Raw genomic sequence first — 18,657 nt, forward strand, 5'->3', positions numbered from 1 at the left:
GGCTCAGCCGTCCGCGTTGAGCCGGTGCAACACCGTCTTCAGCAGTCCGTCGGCGTCCAGCCGGGCCCCGCCCCGGCGCAGGAACACGGCGTTGAGGAGCTGGTCGGTGGCGAGTTCCCCGACCGCCCGCTGGGCCAGGAACGCCATGACGAGGTCACCGGCGTCGGCGAGGGCGTCGGGCCCGAGATGGCCTTCGACGATCCCGCGCAGCCGCGCCTCGTCCGGGTCCCCGAGGTGCAGGGGCAGGCAGCGGCGGCGGAACGCCGGAGGGAAGTCCCGCTCGCCGTTGCTGGTGATGACGACCAGCGGGAACTCCGCGCAGCGTACGATCCCCCGCGTCACTCGCGCCGTGGTGTGCGGGTCGGCGGTGAGGACGTCGACCTCCGCCTGGTTCTCGGGCAGCCTGGACAGCTCGGGGATCTCGAAGGTGCCCTCCTCGAACACGGTCAGGAGGTCGTTCGGCAGATCGATGTCGCCCTTGTCGAGTTCGTCCACGAGCAGCACCCGGGGCCGGTTCGCGGCGACGAACGCCGTACCCACCGGGCCGAGCCTGAGGAACGAGCCGATGCCGGACCGGGTCCCGTCCGGATCCCGAGCGAGGTTGCTCTCCTGGAGCCGGCCGATGGCGTCGTAGCGGTAGAGGGCGTCCTGGAGCGTGGAGCGGCTGTTGACGGGCCAGTGCAGCACGGGGCCCAGGTCGAGTTCGTGCGCGATGGCCGTGGCCAGCGAGGACTTGCCGGTGCCGGGGTGGCCGGTCACGAGCAGGGGCCGGCGCAGATGGATGGCGGCGTTGACGACGTCGGTCTCCTCCCGGCCGATGACGTAGGGGGCCCCGGCCGGGGCGGTCCCGCCTTCGGCGGCCGCGAAGCGGCGCCAGGGCGGGGCCGCGGGAATCGCGACCGTGCGCTGCTGCCCGTCTCCTCGGAAGAGCCGCCAGTTCTCGTCCGCGGCGGTGGCGCCGTGGTCCGTTTCGGATGCTGGGGTCTCTGCGGTCTCTGCGGTCTCTGCGGTCTCTGAGGTCTCTGAGGTCATCAGGGGTTCGCCTCTGGTGGGTCGGAACGGGCTGCGGGGTCGGAGAGTCCGGTCAGGGAGAGGACGGGTGGCAGGGGGCGGTCGGCGGATTCCAGCAGCGCCGCCGGGCACGCGGGATGGGCCGCCGGGTTCATGCACGCCTGGGCCCGGTAGTCCCGGATCCGCCAGGGCAGCCCGTCCACGGCCCGCTCGGGGCGGAGCGCGTCGAAGTGCACGTCCGGGACCTGGGCCGGCGCCTGCCGGTCCCACAGCACGACGGGGTAGCCGAGCCGCAGCGCCGCCTGCACCAGCCGGTCCCGGCCGTCCGGGCCCGCCCGCACCACGGCGCGGGCCGCGCGGACGTCCGCCATCAGGGCTCCGTAGCCCGCGTATCCCTTGGCATGCCCGTCGTCGAGGAAGACCACCGTGTCGTTGTACCGCCCCGCGCGGCGGTTCCTCAGTCCCTCCTGGCGCTGTTCCTCCCGCTCGGCGTCGGCCAGCGGAGCACAGCGCAGTGCGGTCGCCCACTCCACACCCAGCAGGTAGGGCAGCGCATCGCCGTCGTCGGCGCCGTTCCACGCGTCCACGGGCAGTTGTACGGCGTCCGGCTGGAGCAGGATCTCCACGACCGGGATCTCCTCGGTCTCCGCGCGCAGCAGCTTCACCGTCCGCTTTATCCGGCGCACCACGCCCCGGGAGGAAAGGGGCTCGATGCTCTGTTCCGCAGCCTGTACGAGGTCCCCCGCGCCGGTGTCGACCCACATCACGCACGTGTAGCGGTCGTCCTCGTCGTCGGCCGAGCCCAGTGGCGCCGCGTCCAGCTGCGCGAGGACACGGGGCCGGCCGGCCGCCGGTCCGAGCGAGTCCGGCCAGGACAGCGCCTCGGCACGGCGCTCGGCCAGAGCACCGCCGTCGACGCCGAGCCGGTGGGCCACCCGGTCCGCCCAGTCCTGGAGTTCCCTGCGGAGCGCGGGGACGAGCGCGGCGAGCAGTTCGGTGAAACGGACGACGGCGGGCACCAGCTGTCGTCCCGGATGTGCCACGCTCTGTCCGCCGGTGAGTTCCTCGAAGTGCTCCACGCAGGCCATGAGCTGGTCGACGGAGGGTCCGTCCGTCTCCTCCGCGGCGGGCGGCGGCAGCCAGGCCTTCGCCAAGGGCTGGGCTGCTCGTACGGCCGCGATCACCCGTGCCGTCGGCGGCAGTTGTGGTGTCCGGCCGAACAGCTCCCGCAGCGAGCGGTGCTCGAGGGGAGACAGCAGGCCGGGCATGCCGTGTGTGCGTCCCAGCGCCAGCAACTGGTCGGCGGCCTGCCGGTTCCGGGTGTGCACGACCTCCACGAGGGCGGCCATGGCCCGTTCGACCGTGAGCAGGACGTGTGCGATCCGCTCGTCGGAGGGGCACGCCCCCAGGGCGGCGTCCGGGCACTGCACGGCGAGGTGTTCCACACAACGCGCCCTCAGATCCGCGTCGCCCAGCGCGTCGTGCAGGGCGAGGGCAAGCCGGGACCGGTCGGTCGAGGGGGGCAGCGGGGCCCGGCCCGGCCACAGCAGCTGCTCCCTGGAGCCGTCCAGGGCGCGGACCTCGATGCTGACCGGGGTCTGCGTCTCGGGCGTCTCGGCCCGGACGTGGGCGACGAGTGCGGCCAGGTCGGGGCTCGGACCGGCGGTGGCGTGCGTCTCCAGCCAGTCGAGCATGGCCTTCGAGAAGACCCCGCTGCGCAGCGCCGGGTCGTTCTCCGCGACCTGGCCGGGAGCGGCCGCGCACACGGCGAACTGCTCGACACGGCGTCGGCGCACCGTGGGAAAGCCCGCGACGGCGGGACCCGTCGACTGGTTGTGGTGCTCGAGGAAGGTCGCACACGAGTCGAACAGGAGCACCTGCTGTCCGAATCCCGTGAGGTCGTCCCGCTGGAGGTACTCCATCAGGTTGGCCGTGTCGAGGCAGCGCTTGTCCTTGGGGGAGGCGTCCGGGCACAGCAGCAGTCGGCGATCGCCCTGGCCGAGCACTCCGTGGCTGCCCCAGAAGACGTACAGCAGGTCGCCGGTGCGCCGGTCGAGGCCCTCGGTGAACGCGTCCATGAGCTGGTCCCGGGTCCAGGTCTGCCGCCAGGTGAGTTCCCCGGCCAGCGCGTCGAGCCGTACGCGGCTGTCCTCCCCCGGTGCCAGCAGCAACTGGACATTGGCCTCGGGCACCCCTCCCTTGCGCAGCCACCTGTGGAAGCGCAGGGCGTCGTCCACCGCGCCGGGCAGGTCCCAGCCGGAGTGCCGGGGATAACGTTCGATGCCGACGACCACGGCGTGGACGCGCGCGGGGTCGTCGGCGTCTCTCAGCCCAGCCATGTGCCGATCGCGTCCCAGACCTCGCGGTTGCCCCAGTAGGCGCTGTGCGCGAACGGGAACGGCTGGCGGTTGTCGACCTCGTGGTCGGTGGCGACGGCCGGGAAGACCTGCGCGGCACGGAAGGAGAGCAGGTCGCGCGGATCGTAGAGGTTGAGCCAGCGGCGCGGGAAGTGAGCGGGGGGCTGCCGGGGATGTTCCAGGGAGACCAGGGCGCCGATCTCGTAGAAGAACGGTGCCTGGGAGCCGACGGTGATCAGCTGGTCGACCCGGTCGATCCGCTCCTCCACCATCAGGTCGACGCAGGCCACACCGCCGAGGCTGTGGGCGATCACGGTGACGGCGTCGCCGGGGGCGTGCTCGATGGTGCGTTTGATCAGCCGGCGCAGGGCGAGGCCGCGCGCCTGGTAGCGCAGGATGTCACCGACCGCGGGCACGAGCGCGCCGTCGCTGTGTGCGCCCCGGTGTCGGCGGGCGTGCCAGGTCAGGGCGAGGAGTGCCGGTGCGGCGGCGGCCTTGGCGACCGTTCCGGCGAGGGTGCGTCCCTGGCTGTGCAGATCGGCGCCGATCAGGGTGAGCAGGGCGTCCCGTCGAAGGCCGTCCGGGGCATCGGCTCCGGCGTCCACGGCGTCCGCGAGTGCCGCTGCCACGACGGCCCTGGCGAAGGCGTGCCGGTGCTCGTGGCCGTCCTCGTCGGCGGTGACCGCCGCGTCCCGCAGCTCCGGCGACTCGGTGACCCTGCGCAGGGCGCGGTCCAGGGCGTCGCTCAGACCGTGGGCCGCGAAGGCGTCGCGCACCTGGGCGGAGGGGGCGTAGCCGGAGAGTTCGTCGAGCAGCTTCTGTCCACTGCTCCGGCCGCGGTCCATCCCCGAGACGGCGGCCGGGCGCAGGCCGAGCAGGCGTAGCTCGTAGCCGGGATCCCGGTAGAGGACGCCCCATACGGCGATGTCCTCGTCCTCCGCGCGCCGGCCTCCGCGGGACTCCGAATAGCCGGGGATGCTCGCACCGTCCAGCGCCAGTCCGGCGCCGGCCTCCCGCCCCCAGAAGCAGCCCCGTACCCCGACCCCGGGCCGCAGCCCGGCCAGCTCCGCGTGCACCGTCGCGTACGTCCTGTCGTACGACTTCTCGCGCACACCGGTGCCATGGACGAAAACCACTGAGCGTTGCACGATCCCCCACCCCGCGGACGCACGTGACCGGGCTTCGCCGCACGGCCATGCGCCGATGCTAATGGGGGGTGCCGGGCCGCGCGGGGCGATCCGGGGGAATCGGTCCCGGTTTGGTACGGGGCCTTGGTGCCGTGGCTGTCGCGGTGGGCCGGATGAACGCCCGGCGGCCACCGGGTGACCTACTGGTCCTCGGTTGTTCCTTCCCTTGTTCCTTCCATGGCCAGGAGTTCCTCATTGGGGATCGCGCCGCCGAAACGGCGGTCCCGGGAGGCGAACTCCACGCACGCCCGCCACAGGTCACGGCGGTCGAAGTCCGGCCACAGCACGTCCTGGAAGACCATCTCGGCGTACGCGCTCTGCCAGATCAGGTAGTTGGAGGTGCGCTGCTCGCCGCTGGGGCGCAGGAACAGGTCCACGTCCGGCATGTCGGGGTAGTACATGTACTTCTGGAGCGTCTTCTCGTTGACCTTGGAGGGGTCGAGCCGGCCCGCCCTGACGTCCTCGGCGAGGGCCTTCGCGGCGTCGGCGATCTCGGCCCGGCCGCCGTAGTTCATGCAGAAGTAGAGCGTGAGACGGTCGTTGCCCTTGGTCTGCTCCTGGGCGACCTGGAGTTCCTTGGCGACCGACTTCCACATCCGGGGCATCCGGCCCACCCAGCGCACCCGGATGCCGAGCGCGTCGAGCTGGTCGCGGGTCTTGCGGATGAAGTCGCGGTTGAAGTTCATCAGGAAGCGGACCTCGTCGGGCGAGCGCTTCCAGTTCTCCGTGGAGAAGGCGTACAGCGAGATGTTCCGCACACCGATCTCCACACCGCCCTGGAGGACGTCGAGGACGCGCTCGGCGCCGACCTTGTGGCCCTCGGTGCGGGGCAGTCCGCGCTCCTTGGCCCAGCGGCCGTTGCCGTCCATGACGATCGCCACGTGCTCGGGGACCAGCTCGCCGGGGAGCTTCGGCGCGCGGGCGCCGGACGGGTGCGGCTCCGGCGCCCTGTACTCCTTGCGCTGCCGCCCCAGGAACCCGCGTACGACCATGTGCCTCTCGTCTCCCTCTAGCTCTTCTCTACATACCTGAGCGAGCGCAGCCCGCGCTCCAGGTGCCAATGGAGATACGCGGACACCAGCCCGCTGCCCTCCCTGACGTACCGGGCCTCGGCCGTGTCCGCCGTCTCCCAGTCTCCCGTAAGCAGCGCGCCCAGGAGTACCAGGGTCTGCGGCGAGGGTACGACGCTGCCGGGCACCCGGCAGTCGACGCAGACGCTGCCGCCCGAGGCGACCGAGAAGAACCGGTTCGGGCCGGGCATGCCGCACTTCGCACAGGCGTCGAAGCTGGGCGCGTAGCCGTTGACGGCGAGGGAGCGCAGCAGGAACGCGTCGAGAACGAGGTGCGGGGCGTGCTCGCCGCGGGCCAGGGTCCTGAGCGCCCCGACCAGCAGCAGGTACTGCTGGACGGCCGGCTCGCCCTCGTGGTCGGTGAACCGCTCGGCGGTCTCCAGCATGGCCGTGCCGGCGGTGTAGCGGGCGTAGTCGGTCACGATGGCGCCGCCGTACGGCGCGATGGTCTCGCTCTGGGTGCACAGCGGCAGCCCGCGTCCGACGAGCTCGCTGCCCCGGGAGAAGAACTGCACGTCGACGTGGGAGAAGGGTTCCAGGCGGGCGCCGAACTTGGACTTCGTGCGCCGCACCCCGCGGGCCACCGCCCGCACCCGGCCGTGTCCGCGGGTGAGCAGCGTGATGATGCGGTCGGCTTCGCCGAGCTTCTGGGTCCGCAGGACGATGCCGTCGTCCCGGAAGAGACTCATCGCACACCACCGCGGCACCGCTGGGAGCGGAACTGGCTCATGGCGTCCATTCTCGCCCATGCGGCGGGGTCCGGGGTATCAGGTGTCGGCCCCGTCGCCGCCGCCGGTCAGGGAACGGATGCCGCCCGGGGGGAGCCCGTTCGGGGGCGGCTGCACGTCACCGGCGGCCTCCCACAGTTGCTCGAACCGGCGCAGCAGAGGCTCAACGAGCTCGGGCCGGTGGTGCGCCGGAAGCTGCTCCAGGGCCACCACGCGGACGTTGATGCCCATGTTCCGCTGCTCCTCGCAGAGGGGATCCAGCACGGCACGCTCCTGGTTCTCCTTGACGATGAACCGGCGCGTTGGCGATGTCGGCGAGACTCTGCGGCACCATGCCTAGCCCCCGGAGGAGGGGACCGTCACGGATCCGGGTTCGTTGGCCGCCTCCCACAGGTCGTCGAAACGCCTGACCTGCCCTTCGACGCGACGGGTATCCGCGTCGAGTCTGGTCTGGAGGTTGCTCTGCCGCCGGTCCGGTTCGAACTCCAGGTACAGCTCGCGATCGAAGATCACGACGTCTCGCGCGGCCGCCCGGTTCTGCCGGTTCCGGGTGAGGACCGTGTAGCGCACCTTGATTCCGAGGGCGCTCTGTCCCTCGCACAGCCGCAGGAACCTGCCCATGAACTCGGGATCGTTCGCCTCCGCGAGCTCGAGCATGAAGAGCCGCCGGACGTTCACACGGGAGACCCGCATCGCCTCGATCTGCGCGTCCAGGTAGTCCCCTGCCGGGTCGGTGTCCCAGAAGGGCCGGTCGACGGAACTGCTCGTGGCGTCGATGGTGCGCCGGGCGCATGCGGTGAGCCTGAGGAGCCACTCGTTGTTGTCCCGCGGCCAGTGGGCGGTCATGCCGGTCAGGTCCGTGACGACCGAGGCGAGGCTGTCTATCTCGGCACGGGCGAACGCCTTCGCGATCTCCGGCCCCTGCGCCCCCACCTTGATCGCACTCCTGATCAGACGTCTCACGTCACTGGTGCTCATACCCGCCTGGTCGAGTTCGCTCAGGAGCCCGGCGGCCTCGCTGAGCTGGACGAAGTGACCGTGGAGCTCCTGCGTCCGCCGCTGTTCACCGGCCTCCGTCGCGCTCAGGCGCTGCTCGAAGTCGACCAAGTACTGCACGATGAGCGCGGAACCGCCGATGACGATGGACACCGCGAGCTTCCACAGGTCGTCCCCGGACTGGTTCACCAGGTTGGTGATCACATAGGCGACCGTGCTCACCACAACGGTGATCAGCGTCTTGAGCACGACGGGTGCTATCCGCCCGCCTCCCGCCGGGACAGGTCCCGGTGTGCCCGATGCTCCGTCCATGCCAGCCTCTCCCCCCGCCAGGTGTCCGTAGGATGGTGCCCGGTCAGTGCGGGGTCGGCACCTCGTTCCCCGACCGAATCGCGTGGAGCGACAGTTGGTCGCGGACGCGCTGGGCGAGGGCGTTCCACTGCCTGCTGAAGCCCGGGGTCCGTTCGAGTTCCCGCCAGGCGGTGTGCAGGGCGCCGTCGACGCGGGCCCGGGGCATCCACAGGTGCAGCAGATGGTCGACGAGCGGGCGCAGCACCTTGAGGACGGCCCGGCCGTCCTGGGAGCCGGCGCGCAGTCCGTCGAGCTTGTCGGCGACGGTGGTCAGCAGCCAGTCGTGCAGGGCGAGGTCCTCGCAGAGTCCGGCCGCGGCGATGGGCGCGGTGCCGGGCGGCAGCCGCAGTTCCACGATCCGCAGTCCGTCCTCGGCCTTGGTGAACCGCAGGGAGGTCTCCTCGCCGTCGGCCGCCGCTGCCGCGGTCCAGCGCAGGCTGGTGTCGGCGGTGGTGAGCGGGGTGTCGTGGTCGAGGATCCGGTGCTGCCGGGAGATCCTCGCCAGCAGGCTGTCGGAGATGGATCCGAGGTCGAGCTCACCGGGCTGATGGCCGCTCAGGAAGCCTTCCCTGAAAGCCTTCTCGGGCAACCGGCCGACCGGGATCACGGTGCCGGCGCGGACCAGGTAGTAGCCCCAGGGCCGGCGCCGGTCGGGGCCGGCGGCGGGTGCGGAGAAGTACGCCGTGGCCTGCAGGACCCGGCCCTCGGTGAGTGCCGCCCGGGCGGTGACCGTGCCGACGGCGCGGCTGCGGGTGCCGTCGGCGGTGGGCAGCCGGCAGTCGACGCCGGTGAGCACGTCCGGGGAGACGGCGTGCCGGTTGGGGTGCCGGGAGACCCGTACGCGTTCGTCGGCGCGCAGCCGCAGCAGTTCCACGGCGGCCCGCTCGTCGACCGCGTCCCGGGTGGGCAGCAGACAGGTGTGCACCTCGCCGCAGACGAGGACGGGACCCGAGGCGGTGCCCAGGCCGTCCATCACAGCCCCGGCGGGAACACGTAGGAGGTGCGGTCGACCACCCCGGCGGGTACGGCGAAGCCCTCCGCGGCGGACCGCTCGGCGACCTGGGCGAGCACCTCGGCCTCGACGTGGACCTGGTCGAGGATGACGCGTACGGCGTGCTCGACGGGCAGGAAGCGGGTGGGCAGCACGCTGCAGGTGACGTAGGCCGTGAAGGGCGCGGCCCTCGGGTTGAGGCACAGGACGGGCGGCAGGGCGTCCCACTCGGCCGGGAACTCCTTGTCGTCCCAGGGGGTGGGGGTGAGCACGGCGCTGCCGTTGTCGCGCAGCAGGCCGAGGCGGACGAGCTGCCATACGGAGGCGAGGAAGGCGCAGGACCAGGTGCGGTCGTCGTCGGGGCCGTTCCAGAGTTCGACGTCCATGAAGACGGAGTGGCCGCGGGCGCCGGTCTCGCTGGGCGGCTGCCAGACGGTGCCGGTGGAGTCGAGGGCGGCGGAGGTGCGCTGTGCGGGGGCGCGGCGGCCGTTGGTGAGCCAGCCGGTGCGGCTGACGGGCGGGCGGAAGCCGTTGCTGCCGGGCGGGGGCGACTCCACGAGCCGGTGCAGGACGGACTCGGCGAGTTCGGCCCGGTCGCGGTGGGCGGGGTCGGCCACGGCACAGCCCGACTCACGGGCGAGGTAGTCGATGGTGAGTCCGGCGTCGGCGGCGGCCTGGAGGAGGGGCGGGATCAGCTCGGCGGGGGTGGAGAGCCGGGAGAAGTAGTCGTCGATCAGGAAGCAGGTGCTGATCCGGGGGCGCCGGCCGGCGGGCAGCGGGCCGAGGGCGGCCCGGGCGGCGTCCACCCAGGGCTGTACGGCGGCGAAGTGCCGGTGCAGCCGGGCGGGCCCCTCGACGAAGTCCTCCATGTACAAGTGGCCCAATTCCAGGGAGAGATGGGAGAACGGGACGGATTCCGTGCGCGGTTCGGCGCTGGTTTCCCGGAAGACGGCCGCGGACTGGTTCACAACTCCCCCCAGAACGTGTCGTCGGTCACCCGTTGGGCGAGATCTCCCATGGCCTGCCAGGTCTCGTTGTTGACGATCCTGCGGTCGTGGACGTCCTCGTCGGTGATGAGGCGTTCCTGCCATTGCAGGACGGGTTCCAGCGGAATGGAGGCCAGGACCCGGGTCTTGCCGCTTCCGCGGCCCGCGGCGAGTTGTTCGAGTTCCCTGTCGCACTTGCGCATCCAGGCGTACTGCGCGGGCGACACCTGGGACCACAGGGGCGACTCGAGATCGGGTACGGCGGCCCGGACGAAGCGGATCGAACCGCTGAGCGCGTCGGGCCGGTGTCCCATGGCCACACCGGCCCGGGTGATTCCCTGCTTTCCGTACACGAGTTCGGCGGCGGCCATCACATGCTGGCGGGTCCAGCGGTGGTAGACGAGCCATCGCGTCTTGAGCCGGCCGAGCCCGCCGCGGGGCGAGGTGGCGACGAGTGCGAGGTCCATCGCGTAACTGCGCCCGGCGCTCAGGTCGACGATGATGACGTCGAATTCGCGTTTCAGGCCGAGGATCAGATCGACGCAGCGGTGGAGGTTCTCCTCGTCGGTGACGAACTCCCCGCCGGTGCGGTCACCGGGCAGCAGGACGAGCCGCCCGGAGCCGCCGGGCCGGTTGCGCAGGTCGGGGTGCTCGGTGCGGGCCCAGACGTCGACGCGGAGGGGCTTGCCGGTCTTGCCCTGGAGGTACGCGTGCAGGCCTCGCCCCTCGGCCTCGGAGAGGACGTCGGGCAGGTCGAACACGGCGGCCGCGGTGGGCGAACCGAAGTCGAAGTCCAGGTAGCAGACGTCGTCACCGCCCAGGGCCAGGTGGTAGGCGAGGTTGGCGCTCGTCACGGAGCGGCCTGTGCCTCCTTTGTCGGAGGCTGCGAACACCAGCACGGATCACACCTCCTCAGTCCGTCTCACGGGCGCGGGCGAGGACGTCGAGTCGGCGGAGAACCCCGAGAGCCAACTCGTAGGCGGTGCCGGGCTGTTTGTCGACCAGCCCACGGGCGCGGCGCAAGTCCGCCTCCGCTCTCTTGATTTCTTCACCTTCGGAACTCCTGGGAGCCGGCGCCGGGCGGTCCTCTTGTTCTTTGCCCAGAAGATGGGCGGCCTCGCTGATCACCGACCGTGCCAGCGCGGACAGTTCGGGACTGCGGATCGGGTCGCGGCCGTACAGGGTGTGCGCGGCGACCATGCATTCGGAGACGCGCTCGGTGATGCTCCAGGACAGGGACACCTTGCCGACGGGGGCCTCGGGGTGGACGGCGTGGACGTCGTCCCAGAGCCCAGCGCCTTCCCCCTCGCTGATCCGGCGCCCCCAGATGTGATCGAGGATGTCCTCGGCCAGTCTGAGCAACCGGCCCTCCAGGGCGATGTCCCGTGACAGGGCGCACAGTTGGACCGTCCGCTTGAACAACTGGGTGGAGAAGTCGCTCATCGTCCAGGTCATGGCCGGGCCCCGTGCGCTGCCGCCCAGCAGCGGCATGGCCACCCCGGGGCTGTGCACTCCGACGGCGGGATTGTCCCGGCTGACGCCACCGGTGATCCCACCGCGTTCGGCGAGGCGTTCCATCACGCTGACGAGCCGTGTGAGGTCGTGCTCGGTGGCACGACTCCGCATCAGGTCGTGCACCAGGATGGAGACCACGGTGAGCGAGAAGTACGCCGATTCCGGCAGACCGGGCGTGGTGCGCCAGGGGATCGCTTCCAAGGGCCAGGCGCCCTCTTCGAAACGGGCGATGGTCGACCAGTACTGCTGGGTGATCTCCCAGCGCAGTCGGAGAGCATCGGCCAGCTTCTGCTGCTCCGCGTCGAGCAGCCCGAGGACGAAGGTGCGCTCGGAGAAGAGGTCGATGATGCCGTCCAGGGCGACGACGGTGAAATGGAGGTAGGGCACGCCGTGGGCAATGCCCTGGGACCGGCGGCCCCTGGCCTGGGATGTGTCCGCCCCTGTCCCGATCTCCGGTGCACCGTTCACCACGCTCCAGGCCCAGCCGCACTCGAACAGCCGGTTCTCGTTGCGTAGTTCCTCGGTGACCTCGCTGCTGAGCCCGAGGGTGAAGCTCTCGGCGATCAGCGCGCGCAGGGAGGCGAAATGGCTTTGGAATCGCTGCACCACCTGGCGGTCGGAGAGCCGACCGCGGCCGAGTAACTGGGCCAGTGCCTCGCCCTGTTTGGACGAGACATCGACGACGTTCACGGTGAAGGAGCGCAGCAGGCCCACCATCGCGGCGGTGAGCCGGGCGTTGGCGTCCTCCCTGAGCCGGTCTATGTGAGTGAGGGCGTCCGCTCGCCGGGTCTTCGCCCGGTAGCCCTTGCAGAATTCGAGCGTGGCCAGACACAGGCTCACCGACATGGAGTAGGAGTCGACGACATCGACTGCCCGCTGCTCCTCGGTGAGCTCCTCCTCGGGATCGGCAGGGGCGTAGGAGTGACCGCCCGCGAAGGTGGGGCCTTCCTCGTCTCGGTGCTTCGCCATGAAGTCGGCGAGAGCCTCCACCAGACGCAGCGGGATGTCGGTGGTGTCAGCGGCCTTGGCGAGTGCGTGGGCCACGTCCGGCTGTGTGGTGTCGGGGTCGTCCAGACGGAACGCGTCGATCTCCGTGGCCGGGTAGAGGAGGCAGAGCAGCCGCTCCGCGTCCGCGACACTGCTGCGGCCTCCGCCCTCCCCCCAGGACCATTCGCCTCCCTCGAAGGAGTGGCGGGCGATGGCCCGCCACATTTCCAGTAGGTGCTGACGCGGCTTGATCTGCATCCTGTGCCCCCTCACAGATCATGTCGTCAGGGCAGTGCAAGACCTACCCGTCTACCGGAATCCGCAAGCAAGGATCATGGAGGTGTAGCCGGTTCGTACCTTGGGTCCGCCGATCCGGTGAATCAGGAACTCCCTGGCGTGGGCGCCGACCACCTCATGAATGTGCGACTGATCCACGTTGCACGCGGGGAATTCGGTGTCTCCCACCGTGTACCCCTGGGAGCCTTCCATGAAGGCGGCCGCGAACGGAGCCCCTGGGGCGAGCGATTCCAGGAAGCACTTCACGCCCAGCTCGAAGTCGTCCAAGTCGGTGGAGATGGATTCGGCGACGAAGAACATGGTGCCGATCTCCCATTGTCCGGGCCGGAAGCTCAGGTCGAAGAGGTCTGCCTGCTCGACCCGGGCCACCTTGCCGAGTCTCTCCCACGGGCCGTCGGACAGGGCCGCGTAGGAGTCGTCCCTGCACAACTGCTGCCAGAAGGCGTCCCAGCCGGGGTCGTGCCGGGCGAGCTGCCGCTCCAGGTACCGCAGATTCGGCGTCGACCGATCGATCAGGGTGATCCCGTCGCACCAGGGAAGCATCGTGAACGCCGGGTAGAGGTTCGCGCCGGCGCCTACGTCGATGCCCCGCAGCGGCCTGCCCGGATTCCTGCGGAAATGATCACCGAAGTGGGCACGGACCCTCGAAATGATCTCTTCGTCGGCGTGAAGCACCGTACGGTAGTTCTTCTCGACGTAGGCATCGGGGTCGAAGGTGTCCCAGAGCTCCGCCGTGTTCGGCTGCGCAGGATTTCCAGGTGATCCCAAGGGCATGCCCCACGGTATCAGCACGGGCTATCCCGGCACGCGCCACCGAACACGCCATCAGGGGACTTGAACGATCGGGATCACCGGGCAATTCTGGTGCGATGCCAGCACTTCACCCGACCCTCCGGGTACGCAAGGCCACCCAAGGCGATATGCCCGATCTCATGCGTGTGGACGGCGAGGCGTTTCCGCGCGACCCGTACCCCCGGTCCGTCCTGAGCCAGTTCATGGACACGTTCGCCGACCACCTGAGGGTCGTGGAGGACGAGGGGCGGCTGTGCGGATACGTACTGGCCACGCCGCCGAGCAGAGCACGGAGCTGGATCTTCAGTCTGGGCGTCGCCAAGGACAAGCGCGGGCAGGGGCTGGGCCGGAGACTGATGACGGAGACGATTCAGGCACTGCGGGACGAGGGCACGGCCACCGTCCTGCTGTGGGTCGAGCCGAACAACAAACCGGCTGTCGCCCTCTACGAATCGCTGGGGTTCGCACCCTCCGGCGATCCTGTCAAGGACCATTTCGGTCCCGGCGAGGACCGCCTCCTCATGTCGCTGACTCTCTGAAGCCGTAAGCACGTGGAGCCTGCCCACCGTCCCCGGCTCGCGTGCCACAGGCCAGGACGAGTTCGCAATGGCCTTCGCGCACCAGAGCATTCGGGTCGCCCAGACGGTACATCTCCACGTCCCGGGCGAAACCGCCGAGCGCCTCCTCCACCTGCGTTTCCTCGATGCGCGTGGCCGGGAATTCGATCTCCCCGACGCGATACCCGTGGGAGCCCATCATGAACGCGGCGGCGAAAGGCGCGCCCGGCTTCAGGGCGCTCATGAAACAGCCGACGCCATGCTGGAACTCGTCGAGCGAGGCGGTGATGGATTCGGCGACGAAGAACATCGTGCCGAGATCCCAGCGGCGGGTGTCGGCGCAGAGGTCGAAGAGGCTGCCGGGTTCGGGCTGCTGGACGGCCTCCTTGAAACGGAGCCGGGGGGTGACGTCGAGTTCGGCATAGGCGGGGTCCTCGCACAGGACGTCCCAGAACTGGTCCCAGTGCGGGCCGTACTCGACGACCTGACCGCGGAGGTAGTCGAGATTGCGGGCGGACTGCTCCAGGAGCGTGATCCGGTCGCACCAGGGCAGCATGGCGAGCGCGGGACAGAGATTGGGGCCGGCGCCGACGTCAATACCGGAGGGGACCCTGCCGCTCCCCCGGAAATGATCACTGAAGTGGTCCCGCACCCGGGAGACGATCTCCTTGTCCACCGCCTGCATGTGGAGGTAGTTGCACTCGGTGTAGGCCACCGGGTCGAACTCGTCCCAGGGTGCGTCGGCATTCCGCATCGGGTCGGCGTTGCCCCCATAAGTCATGATTGAGTCCATGCCTCCATTCCCCATAGAGCCCGCAGAGGCCGCAGAGCCCGGAAAGACGCCGTTACGGATCCGCAGGGCCACCGAAGCCGACCTGCCGCAACTCGCGCGCCTCGACGAGGAGGCCTTCCCTCGCAACGCCTACCCGTTCTTCGTGCTGCGCCAACTTCTGGTGAGTTCCAAGGACTTCCTGCTCCTCGTGGAGGAGGGCGGCGAGTTGCGCGGCTATGTGCTCGCCACCCCGCCGCACGAGGCACAGAGCTGGGTCCTCAGCCTCGCCATCGTCCCCGCCCTGCGCGGGCAGGGCCTCGGCCGGCAGCTCATGACGGGGATCCTCGGCCGTCTGCGCGCCCAGGGCACCCACTCCGTCTGGCTCTCCGTGGAGCCCGGCAACGAGGCGGCCGTCGCCCTCTACCTGTCCCTGGGCTTCGCCCCGGACCCCGGCGGCCCCCGCAAGGACTACTTCGGTCCCGGCGAGGACCGGCTGCTCATGTCGCTGACCCTGTGAACCGCCGTACGAAACACCGCTGCCACGGCGCCTCCACGGCGTGCCGGTCGTAGTGCCGACGTATGAACTCCACGGCCTCGCCCGCCGGTACGCCAGAGCCCGTACGACGGCATGGACGGCAGCATCAGCACACGGGCGCGCCCGTCTCATCCATCCCCCATGCGAACCTCACCCGCCCGCACAGGCAACCGATTCCCCGCAGCCGGTGGTCTGGAGGGCGAGGAGGGTGCTTGATGCAGGCCGAACTAGAGGATCGGTTCCAGGAGTTCGTCAGAGCGCGATGGTCCCGGCTGGTACGGACCGCGTATCTGCTCACGGGGGACGTCCACCACGCGGAGGATCTGACGCAGACCGCGCTGGCGAAGGCGTACCGCTCGTGGCGGCGGATCGCGCGCACCGACAACCCGGAGGCGTACGTCCGGCGGATGCTGGTCAGCTGCAACAGCGACCGGTTCCGCAAGCGGCGGGTCACCGAGGCGCTGACCGCGGCGCCGCCGGACCGGGCGGGGCGGGACGAGGTCACCGGACGGGTGGAGGAGCGCGGCTCCCTCATGGCCGGGCTGGCCCAGCTGCCCAAGAAACAGCGGGCCGTGGTCGTCCTGCGGTACTGGGAGGACCTGTCCGAGGCGGAGGTCGCCGAGGTGCTCGGCTGCTCCCCCGGCACGGTCAAGAGCCAGGCGTCGAAGGGGCTGGCGAAGTTGCGTACGTATCCGGGACTGGCGCCCAGCCGCGCGGTCTCCGGACAGGGAGGCACCAGGTGAACGGCGAGCGGCACATCGACAGGGCCGACGGGGCCGACGACGTGTTCGAGGAGCGGTTGCGGGAGCTGCTGGTGCGGGACGCCGACATCGTCCGCCCCGCACCGGCCCCGTACCCGGCGATCAGGAGGCAGGGAATGGCGGAACGACGGCATCGGATGACGGCGGTCGCGGCGGCGCTGGTCGCGCTGACCGTGGTGCCCGTGGGGGCGTACGCGTGGGCCGGCGGGAACGGGGGGAAGGGCTCCGACACGGCGGCGCCGATGACCTCGGTCAGCGCCCCGCAGAGCCCGACGGCGACGACGCCGTCCTCCGGTCCGGGGCGGCCGGCGAGCGACGCGCAGCTGCTCGACGGCATCACCTTCGCGCAGGCCGCCGACGGGCTGAAGGACTGTCTGAAGGCCGAGCGGGTCGGGTCGCTCACCGGTACCTCGGTCAGGGCCGAGGACTTCCGGATCATCCTCGCCGCGAAGGCCACGGGCGACTCCAACGCCCCCGGTGACGGCTTCCATGTCGTCGCGGTCAAGGAGGACTCCGACGGTTACCGGGTGATCTGCACGATCAAGGACGGCAAGCCCGAGGGCATCAACGTCAGCACCGGCGACGCCGCGTCCCCGGAGGCGGGCCTGGTCGTGCCCGATCCCAACGCCGCCGATCTGTACATGCAGTCGGTCATCGACAAGGGCAAATGGAAGCTGCCGTTCCGCTGGGCCGCGATCGGCTACGTCGACGCGTCGGTCACCCGGGTGACCGTCTCCTACGGCGACAGCACCGTGGACCCGGCCGTCCTGGACCACGGCTGGTACATCGCGTACGGAACCCTGGACGAGCAGGTCGAACTCGCCCCGCACGTCATGGGCTACGACGCCGCGGGCAAGCTGGTCTACGACTCCGACACCGACAAGACGTACGACCGCGCCCTGCCCTAGCGGTTCGCTAGAGACCGTCCGTGTCCAGTCGGCGGAACTCGATCCTCTCGTACGGCCCCGCCGTCCCCGTCTCGTACAGCACCCCCACCGTCTCCGCGTCCACCGGCACCAGGTCGGAGTAGGCGGCGGGGAGCCCGGAGAGGGTGACCGCCCGGGTGAAGGACGTCCCGGAGTCCGTGCTGCGCCAGACGGCGGGGGCGCGGCGGGCGGTGGGGTCGGAGGGGGCGGAGAACAGCAGCGGGGCTCCGGGGCCGCGGAGTTGGAGGGTGCTGCCCTGGACGACGGGGGTGTCGGCGAGGGTCTGCTGCGGGGCGTAGGGGTGGAGCAGGCTCTCGCCGCCGTCCTCGGAGAGGGCGTCCACCCGGTTGCCGGGCGCCCGGCCGCCCTGGTCACGGGCGTTGAAGTAGACACGGCCGTCCGGGAGTTGGGCGGCCGTACTCTCGTTGGCGTTCACCGTGCCGTCGTGGTCGGCGTCGACGAACCCCAGCCGCCAGCTACGGCCGCCGTCGTCGCTGAGCAGGGCGTGGCCGCCGTAGTAGCGGGCCTCCCGGCCGGTGTCGGCGGAGTCGGCGGGCGGGGCGGCGGAGTGGTTGGCGGGGACGACCAGCCGGCCCCGGTGCGGGCCCCGGGTGAGGGCCAGGGCATGGCCGGGGCCGGTGGCGTACCAGCGCCAGGACGGCAGCCGGACCTCGTCCGTGATGTCCCGCGGCGGGGTGAAGCGGCGGCCGTCGTCCGCGCTGTGCTGGACGTACACCCGGCGGCCCGGCGCCTCCCCGCGCATGATCTGCGCCTCGGTCGCCGTGCCCGGGTTGGCGCAGCTCACCAGGACCACGGTCCCGGTGCGCGGGTCGACGACCGGCGCCGGGTTGCCCCGGGTGTCGCCGTCCCCGGCGGCCACCACGGTCAGCGGGCCCCAGGTGCAGCCGCCGTCGGTGGAGCGGCGCAGCACGATGTCGATGTCCCCGGTGTCCCCGGGCCCGTCCCGGCGCCCCTCGGCGAAGGCCAGCAGGGTGCCGGTGGGGGTCCCCCCGCTCGAGCGAAGCCGAGAGTGGGGGAGGGTCGTGACGGCGGCGGGGATGCGGTAGGAGGCGTAGCCGCCCTCGCCGGAGACGTACGGCACGGAGGAGGCGCAGCGGCCCGCACCCGCGGCGGCCGGGCCGGCGGCGCCGAGCGGGGCCAGGACCACGGCGGTGGCGAGAAGGGCACGGCTCAGCAGGGTCATCGCGGCTCCCTTGGACGGACTGCTCACATCGTCCCCGGCGTCACCATCCCCGACTCGTACGCCACGACGACGAGTTGCGCCCGGTCCCGTGCCCCCAGCTTCCCCATGATCCGGCTGACGTGGGTCTTCGCGGTGAGCGGGCTCAGTTGGAGCGCGTCGCCGATCTCGGTGTTGGTCAGGCCCCGCCCGACCAGGGCGAGCACCTCACGCTCCCGCTCGGACAGCTGTTCGGGGCCGCCGGTGGGCGTCGGCACGGAGGGGCTGCGCAGGAAGCGGGCGATCAGCCGGGCCGTCGGCCCCGGGGAGAGCAGTGCCTCGCCGGCCGCGACCGTGCGGATGGCGTCGAGGAGTTCGGCGGGCCGGGTGTCCTTCACCAGGAACCCGGAGGCGCCGGCGCGCAGCGCCTCCACGATGTTCTCGTCGGTGTCGTAGGTGGTCAGGACGAGGATCCGCACCCCGGCCAGCTCCTCGTCGGCGGCGATCAGCCGGGTGGCCGCGATGCCGTCGAGGTCGGGCATGCGGATGTCCATCACCACGAGGTCGGGGCGGGCGTCGCGGGCCAGCGCCAGGGCCTCCCGCCCGCTGCCCGCCTGTCCCACCACGACCATGTCGGGGGCCGACTCGACGAGCATCG

At 71.0% G+C, this 18,657-nt stretch carries 19 protein-coding genes and 1 pseudogene; 4 read left to right on the plus strand and 16 right to left on the minus strand.

The window, feature by feature from the left end; all coding sequences use genetic code 11:
* Nucleotides 1-3: 3 nt before the first annotated feature.
* From ACYQ8Q_RS15590 to ACYQ8Q_RS15645, 12 genes are all read right to left on the minus strand, one after another.
* The gene (locus tag ACYQ8Q_RS15590) at nt 4-1,032 is read right to left on the minus strand and encodes an AAA family ATPase (RefSeq protein ID WP_460065439.1); all 1,029 of its coding nucleotides are present in this window, start codon (nt 1,030-1,032) and stop codon (nt 4-6) included.
* The gene (locus tag ACYQ8Q_RS15595) at nt 1,032-3,350 is read right to left on the minus strand and encodes a VMAP-C domain-containing protein (protein WP_460065441.1); all 2,319 of its coding nucleotides are present in this window, start codon (nt 3,348-3,350) and stop codon (nt 1,032-1,034) included. Before ACYQ8Q_RS15595 ends, ACYQ8Q_RS15590 begins: the two co-directional genes overlap by 1 nt.
* Nucleotides 3,338-4,516: a lipase family protein gene (locus ACYQ8Q_RS15600; protein ID WP_460065442.1), complete on the minus strand. Its 1,179-nt coding sequence runs from the start codon at nt 4,514-4,516 to the stop codon at nt 3,338-3,340. Before ACYQ8Q_RS15600 ends, ACYQ8Q_RS15595 begins: the two co-directional genes overlap by 13 nt.
* A 179-nt stretch (nt 4,517-4,695) precedes the next feature.
* Nucleotides 4,696-5,547, minus strand: coding sequence for an isoprenyl transferase (locus ACYQ8Q_RS15605; RefSeq protein WP_460065443.1), 852 nt, complete (start codon nt 5,545-5,547; stop codon nt 4,696-4,698).
* 17 nt (nt 5,548-5,564) lie between these two features.
* A complete protein-coding gene (gene recO / locus ACYQ8Q_RS15610) occupies nt 5,565-6,314 on the minus strand; it encodes a DNA repair protein RecO (protein ID WP_460065445.1) in 750 nt (249 codons plus the stop codon).
* 78 nt (nt 6,315-6,392) lie between these two features.
* Nucleotides 6,393-6,617: a hypothetical protein gene (locus tag ACYQ8Q_RS15615; RefSeq protein ID WP_460065446.1), complete on the minus strand. Its 225-nt coding sequence runs from the start codon at nt 6,615-6,617 to the stop codon at nt 6,393-6,395.
* 72 nt (nt 6,618-6,689) lie between these two features.
* Nucleotides 6,690-7,598: a hypothetical protein gene (locus ACYQ8Q_RS15620; RefSeq protein ID WP_460065447.1), complete on the minus strand. Its 909-nt coding sequence runs from the start codon at nt 7,596-7,598 to the stop codon at nt 6,690-6,692.
* A 106-nt stretch (nt 7,599-7,704) separates the two neighbouring features.
* A complete protein-coding gene (locus ACYQ8Q_RS15625; protein WP_460065448.1) occupies nt 7,705-8,673 on the minus strand; it encodes an SCO2521 family protein in 969 nt (322 codons plus the stop codon).
* Nucleotides 8,673-9,659, minus strand: a complete 987-nt coding sequence (locus ACYQ8Q_RS15630) for an SCO2522 family protein (RefSeq protein ID WP_460065450.1) — start codon at nt 9,657-9,659, stop codon at nt 8,673-8,675. The genes ACYQ8Q_RS15625 and ACYQ8Q_RS15630 overlap by 1 nt, the downstream gene beginning before the upstream one ends.
* Nucleotides 9,656-10,576 carry an SCO2523 family variant P-loop protein gene (locus ACYQ8Q_RS15635; protein WP_460065452.1) on the minus strand — a complete coding sequence of 307 codons (921 nt, stop codon included), beginning with the start codon at nt 10,574-10,576 and terminating at the stop codon, nt 9,656-9,658. The genes ACYQ8Q_RS15630 and ACYQ8Q_RS15635 overlap by 4 nt, the downstream gene beginning before the upstream one ends.
* Before the next feature lie 13 nt (nt 10,577-10,589).
* A complete protein-coding gene (locus tag ACYQ8Q_RS15640; protein ID WP_460065454.1) occupies nt 10,590-12,437 on the minus strand; it encodes an SCO2524 family protein in 1,848 nt (615 codons plus the stop codon).
* Nucleotides 12,438-12,488: 51 nt separating this feature from the next.
* On the minus strand, nt 12,489-13,250 hold the full coding sequence (locus tag ACYQ8Q_RS15645; RefSeq protein WP_460065455.1) for an SCO2525 family SAM-dependent methyltransferase: 762 nt from the start codon (nt 13,248-13,250) through the stop codon (nt 12,489-12,491).
* A gap of 95 nt (nt 13,251-13,345) precedes the next feature.
* On the opposite strand from ACYQ8Q_RS15645, the gene ACYQ8Q_RS15650 reads away from it, so the two are divergent.
* On the plus strand, nt 13,346-13,807 hold the full coding sequence (locus ACYQ8Q_RS15650; RefSeq protein WP_460065457.1) for an N-acetyltransferase family protein: 462 nt from the start codon (nt 13,346-13,348) through the stop codon (nt 13,805-13,807).
* Here ACYQ8Q_RS15650 and ACYQ8Q_RS15655 read toward each other — a convergent pair.
* On the minus strand, nt 13,788-14,579 hold the full coding sequence (locus ACYQ8Q_RS15655; RefSeq protein ID WP_460065460.1) for an SCO2525 family SAM-dependent methyltransferase: 792 nt from the start codon (nt 14,577-14,579) through the stop codon (nt 13,788-13,790). The genes ACYQ8Q_RS15650 and ACYQ8Q_RS15655 overlap by 20 nt on opposite strands.
* A gap of 37 nt (nt 14,580-14,616) precedes the next feature.
* Between ACYQ8Q_RS15655 and ACYQ8Q_RS15660 the strand changes: the two genes are divergently transcribed.
* Nucleotides 14,617-15,114, plus strand: a complete 498-nt coding sequence (locus tag ACYQ8Q_RS15660; protein WP_460065462.1) for an N-acetyltransferase family protein — start codon at nt 14,617-14,619, stop codon at nt 15,112-15,114.
* Here the strand turns inward: ACYQ8Q_RS15660 and ACYQ8Q_RS15665 are convergent.
* Nucleotides 15,095-15,211 (minus strand): annotated as a pseudogene (locus tag ACYQ8Q_RS15665) (protein phosphatase); the annotation flags it as partial. The gene ACYQ8Q_RS15660 and the pseudogene ACYQ8Q_RS15665 overlap by 20 nt on opposite strands.
* A gap of 136 nt (nt 15,212-15,347) precedes the next feature.
* Between ACYQ8Q_RS15665 and ACYQ8Q_RS15670 the strand changes: the two are divergent.
* Both ACYQ8Q_RS15670 and ACYQ8Q_RS15675 read left to right on the plus strand, forming a co-directional pair.
* Nucleotides 15,348-15,875, plus strand: a complete 528-nt coding sequence (locus ACYQ8Q_RS15670; RefSeq protein ID WP_460065464.1) for a SigE family RNA polymerase sigma factor — start codon at nt 15,348-15,350, stop codon at nt 15,873-15,875.
* Complete coding sequence (locus ACYQ8Q_RS15675; protein ID WP_460065465.1) at nt 15,872-16,801, plus strand: hypothetical protein; 930 nt, start codon at nt 15,872-15,874, stop codon at nt 16,799-16,801. Before ACYQ8Q_RS15670 ends, ACYQ8Q_RS15675 begins: the two co-directional genes overlap by 4 nt.
* Before the next feature lie 7 nt (nt 16,802-16,808).
* Here ACYQ8Q_RS15675 and ACYQ8Q_RS15680 read toward each other — a convergent pair whose 3' ends face one another.
* Entirely contained in the window at nt 16,809-18,023 is a 1,215-nt protein-coding gene (locus ACYQ8Q_RS15680) for a sialidase family protein (RefSeq protein WP_460065466.1), read from the minus strand.
* Between the two features lie 23 nt (nt 18,024-18,046).
* On the minus strand, nt 18,047-18,655 hold the full coding sequence (locus ACYQ8Q_RS15685; RefSeq protein ID WP_460073332.1) for a response regulator: 609 nt from the start codon (nt 18,653-18,655) through the stop codon (nt 18,047-18,049).
* Nucleotides 18,656-18,657: the final 2 nt, after the last annotated feature.

Source organism: Streptomyces sp. YKOK-I1 (assembly GCF_054660435.1).

Excerpts from the sequence above, each read along its gene's own strand:
- ACYQ8Q_RS15590 (WP_460065439.1), bottom strand. The coding sequence starts at position 1,032 with ATGACCTCAGAGACCTCAGAGACCGCAGAGACCGCAGAGACCGCAGAG.
- ACYQ8Q_RS15595 (WP_460065441.1), bottom strand. The coding sequence starts at position 3,350 with ATGGCTGGGCTGAGAGACGCCGACGACCCCGCGCGCGTCCACGCCGTG.
- ACYQ8Q_RS15605 (WP_460065443.1), bottom strand. The coding sequence starts at position 5,547 with ATGGTCGTACGCGGGTTCCTGGGGCGGCAGCGCAAGGAGTACAGGGCG.
- recO (WP_460065445.1), bottom strand. The coding sequence starts at position 6,314 with ATGAGTCTCTTCCGGGACGACGGCATCGTCCTGCGGACCCAGAAGCTC.
- ACYQ8Q_RS15625 (WP_460065448.1), bottom strand. The coding sequence starts at position 8,673 with ATGGACGGCCTGGGCACCGCCTCGGGTCCCGTCCTCGTCTGCGGCGAG.
- ACYQ8Q_RS15640 (WP_460065454.1), bottom strand. The coding sequence starts at position 12,437 with ATGCAGATCAAGCCGCGTCAGCACCTACTGGAAATGTGGCGGGCCATC.
- ACYQ8Q_RS15645 (WP_460065455.1), bottom strand. The coding sequence starts at position 13,250 with ATGCCCTTGGGATCACCTGGAAATCCTGCGCAGCCGAACACGGCGGAG.
- ACYQ8Q_RS15650 (WP_460065457.1), top strand. The coding sequence starts at position 13,346 with ATGCCAGCACTTCACCCGACCCTCCGGGTACGCAAGGCCACCCAAGGC.
- ACYQ8Q_RS15655 (WP_460065460.1), bottom strand. The coding sequence starts at position 14,579 with ATGCGGAATGCCGACGCACCCTGGGACGAGTTCGACCCGGTGGCCTAC.
- ACYQ8Q_RS15660 (WP_460065462.1), top strand. The coding sequence starts at position 14,617 with ATGCCTCCATTCCCCATAGAGCCCGCAGAGGCCGCAGAGCCCGGAAAG.
- ACYQ8Q_RS15670 (WP_460065464.1), top strand. The coding sequence starts at position 15,348 with ATGCAGGCCGAACTAGAGGATCGGTTCCAGGAGTTCGTCAGAGCGCGA.
- ACYQ8Q_RS15680 (WP_460065466.1), bottom strand. The coding sequence starts at position 18,023 with ATGACCCTGCTGAGCCGTGCCCTTCTCGCCACCGCCGTGGTCCTGGCC.
- ACYQ8Q_RS15685 (WP_460073332.1), bottom strand. The coding sequence starts at position 18,655 with ATGCTCGTCGAGTCGGCCCCCGACATGGTCGTGGTGGGACAGGCGGGC.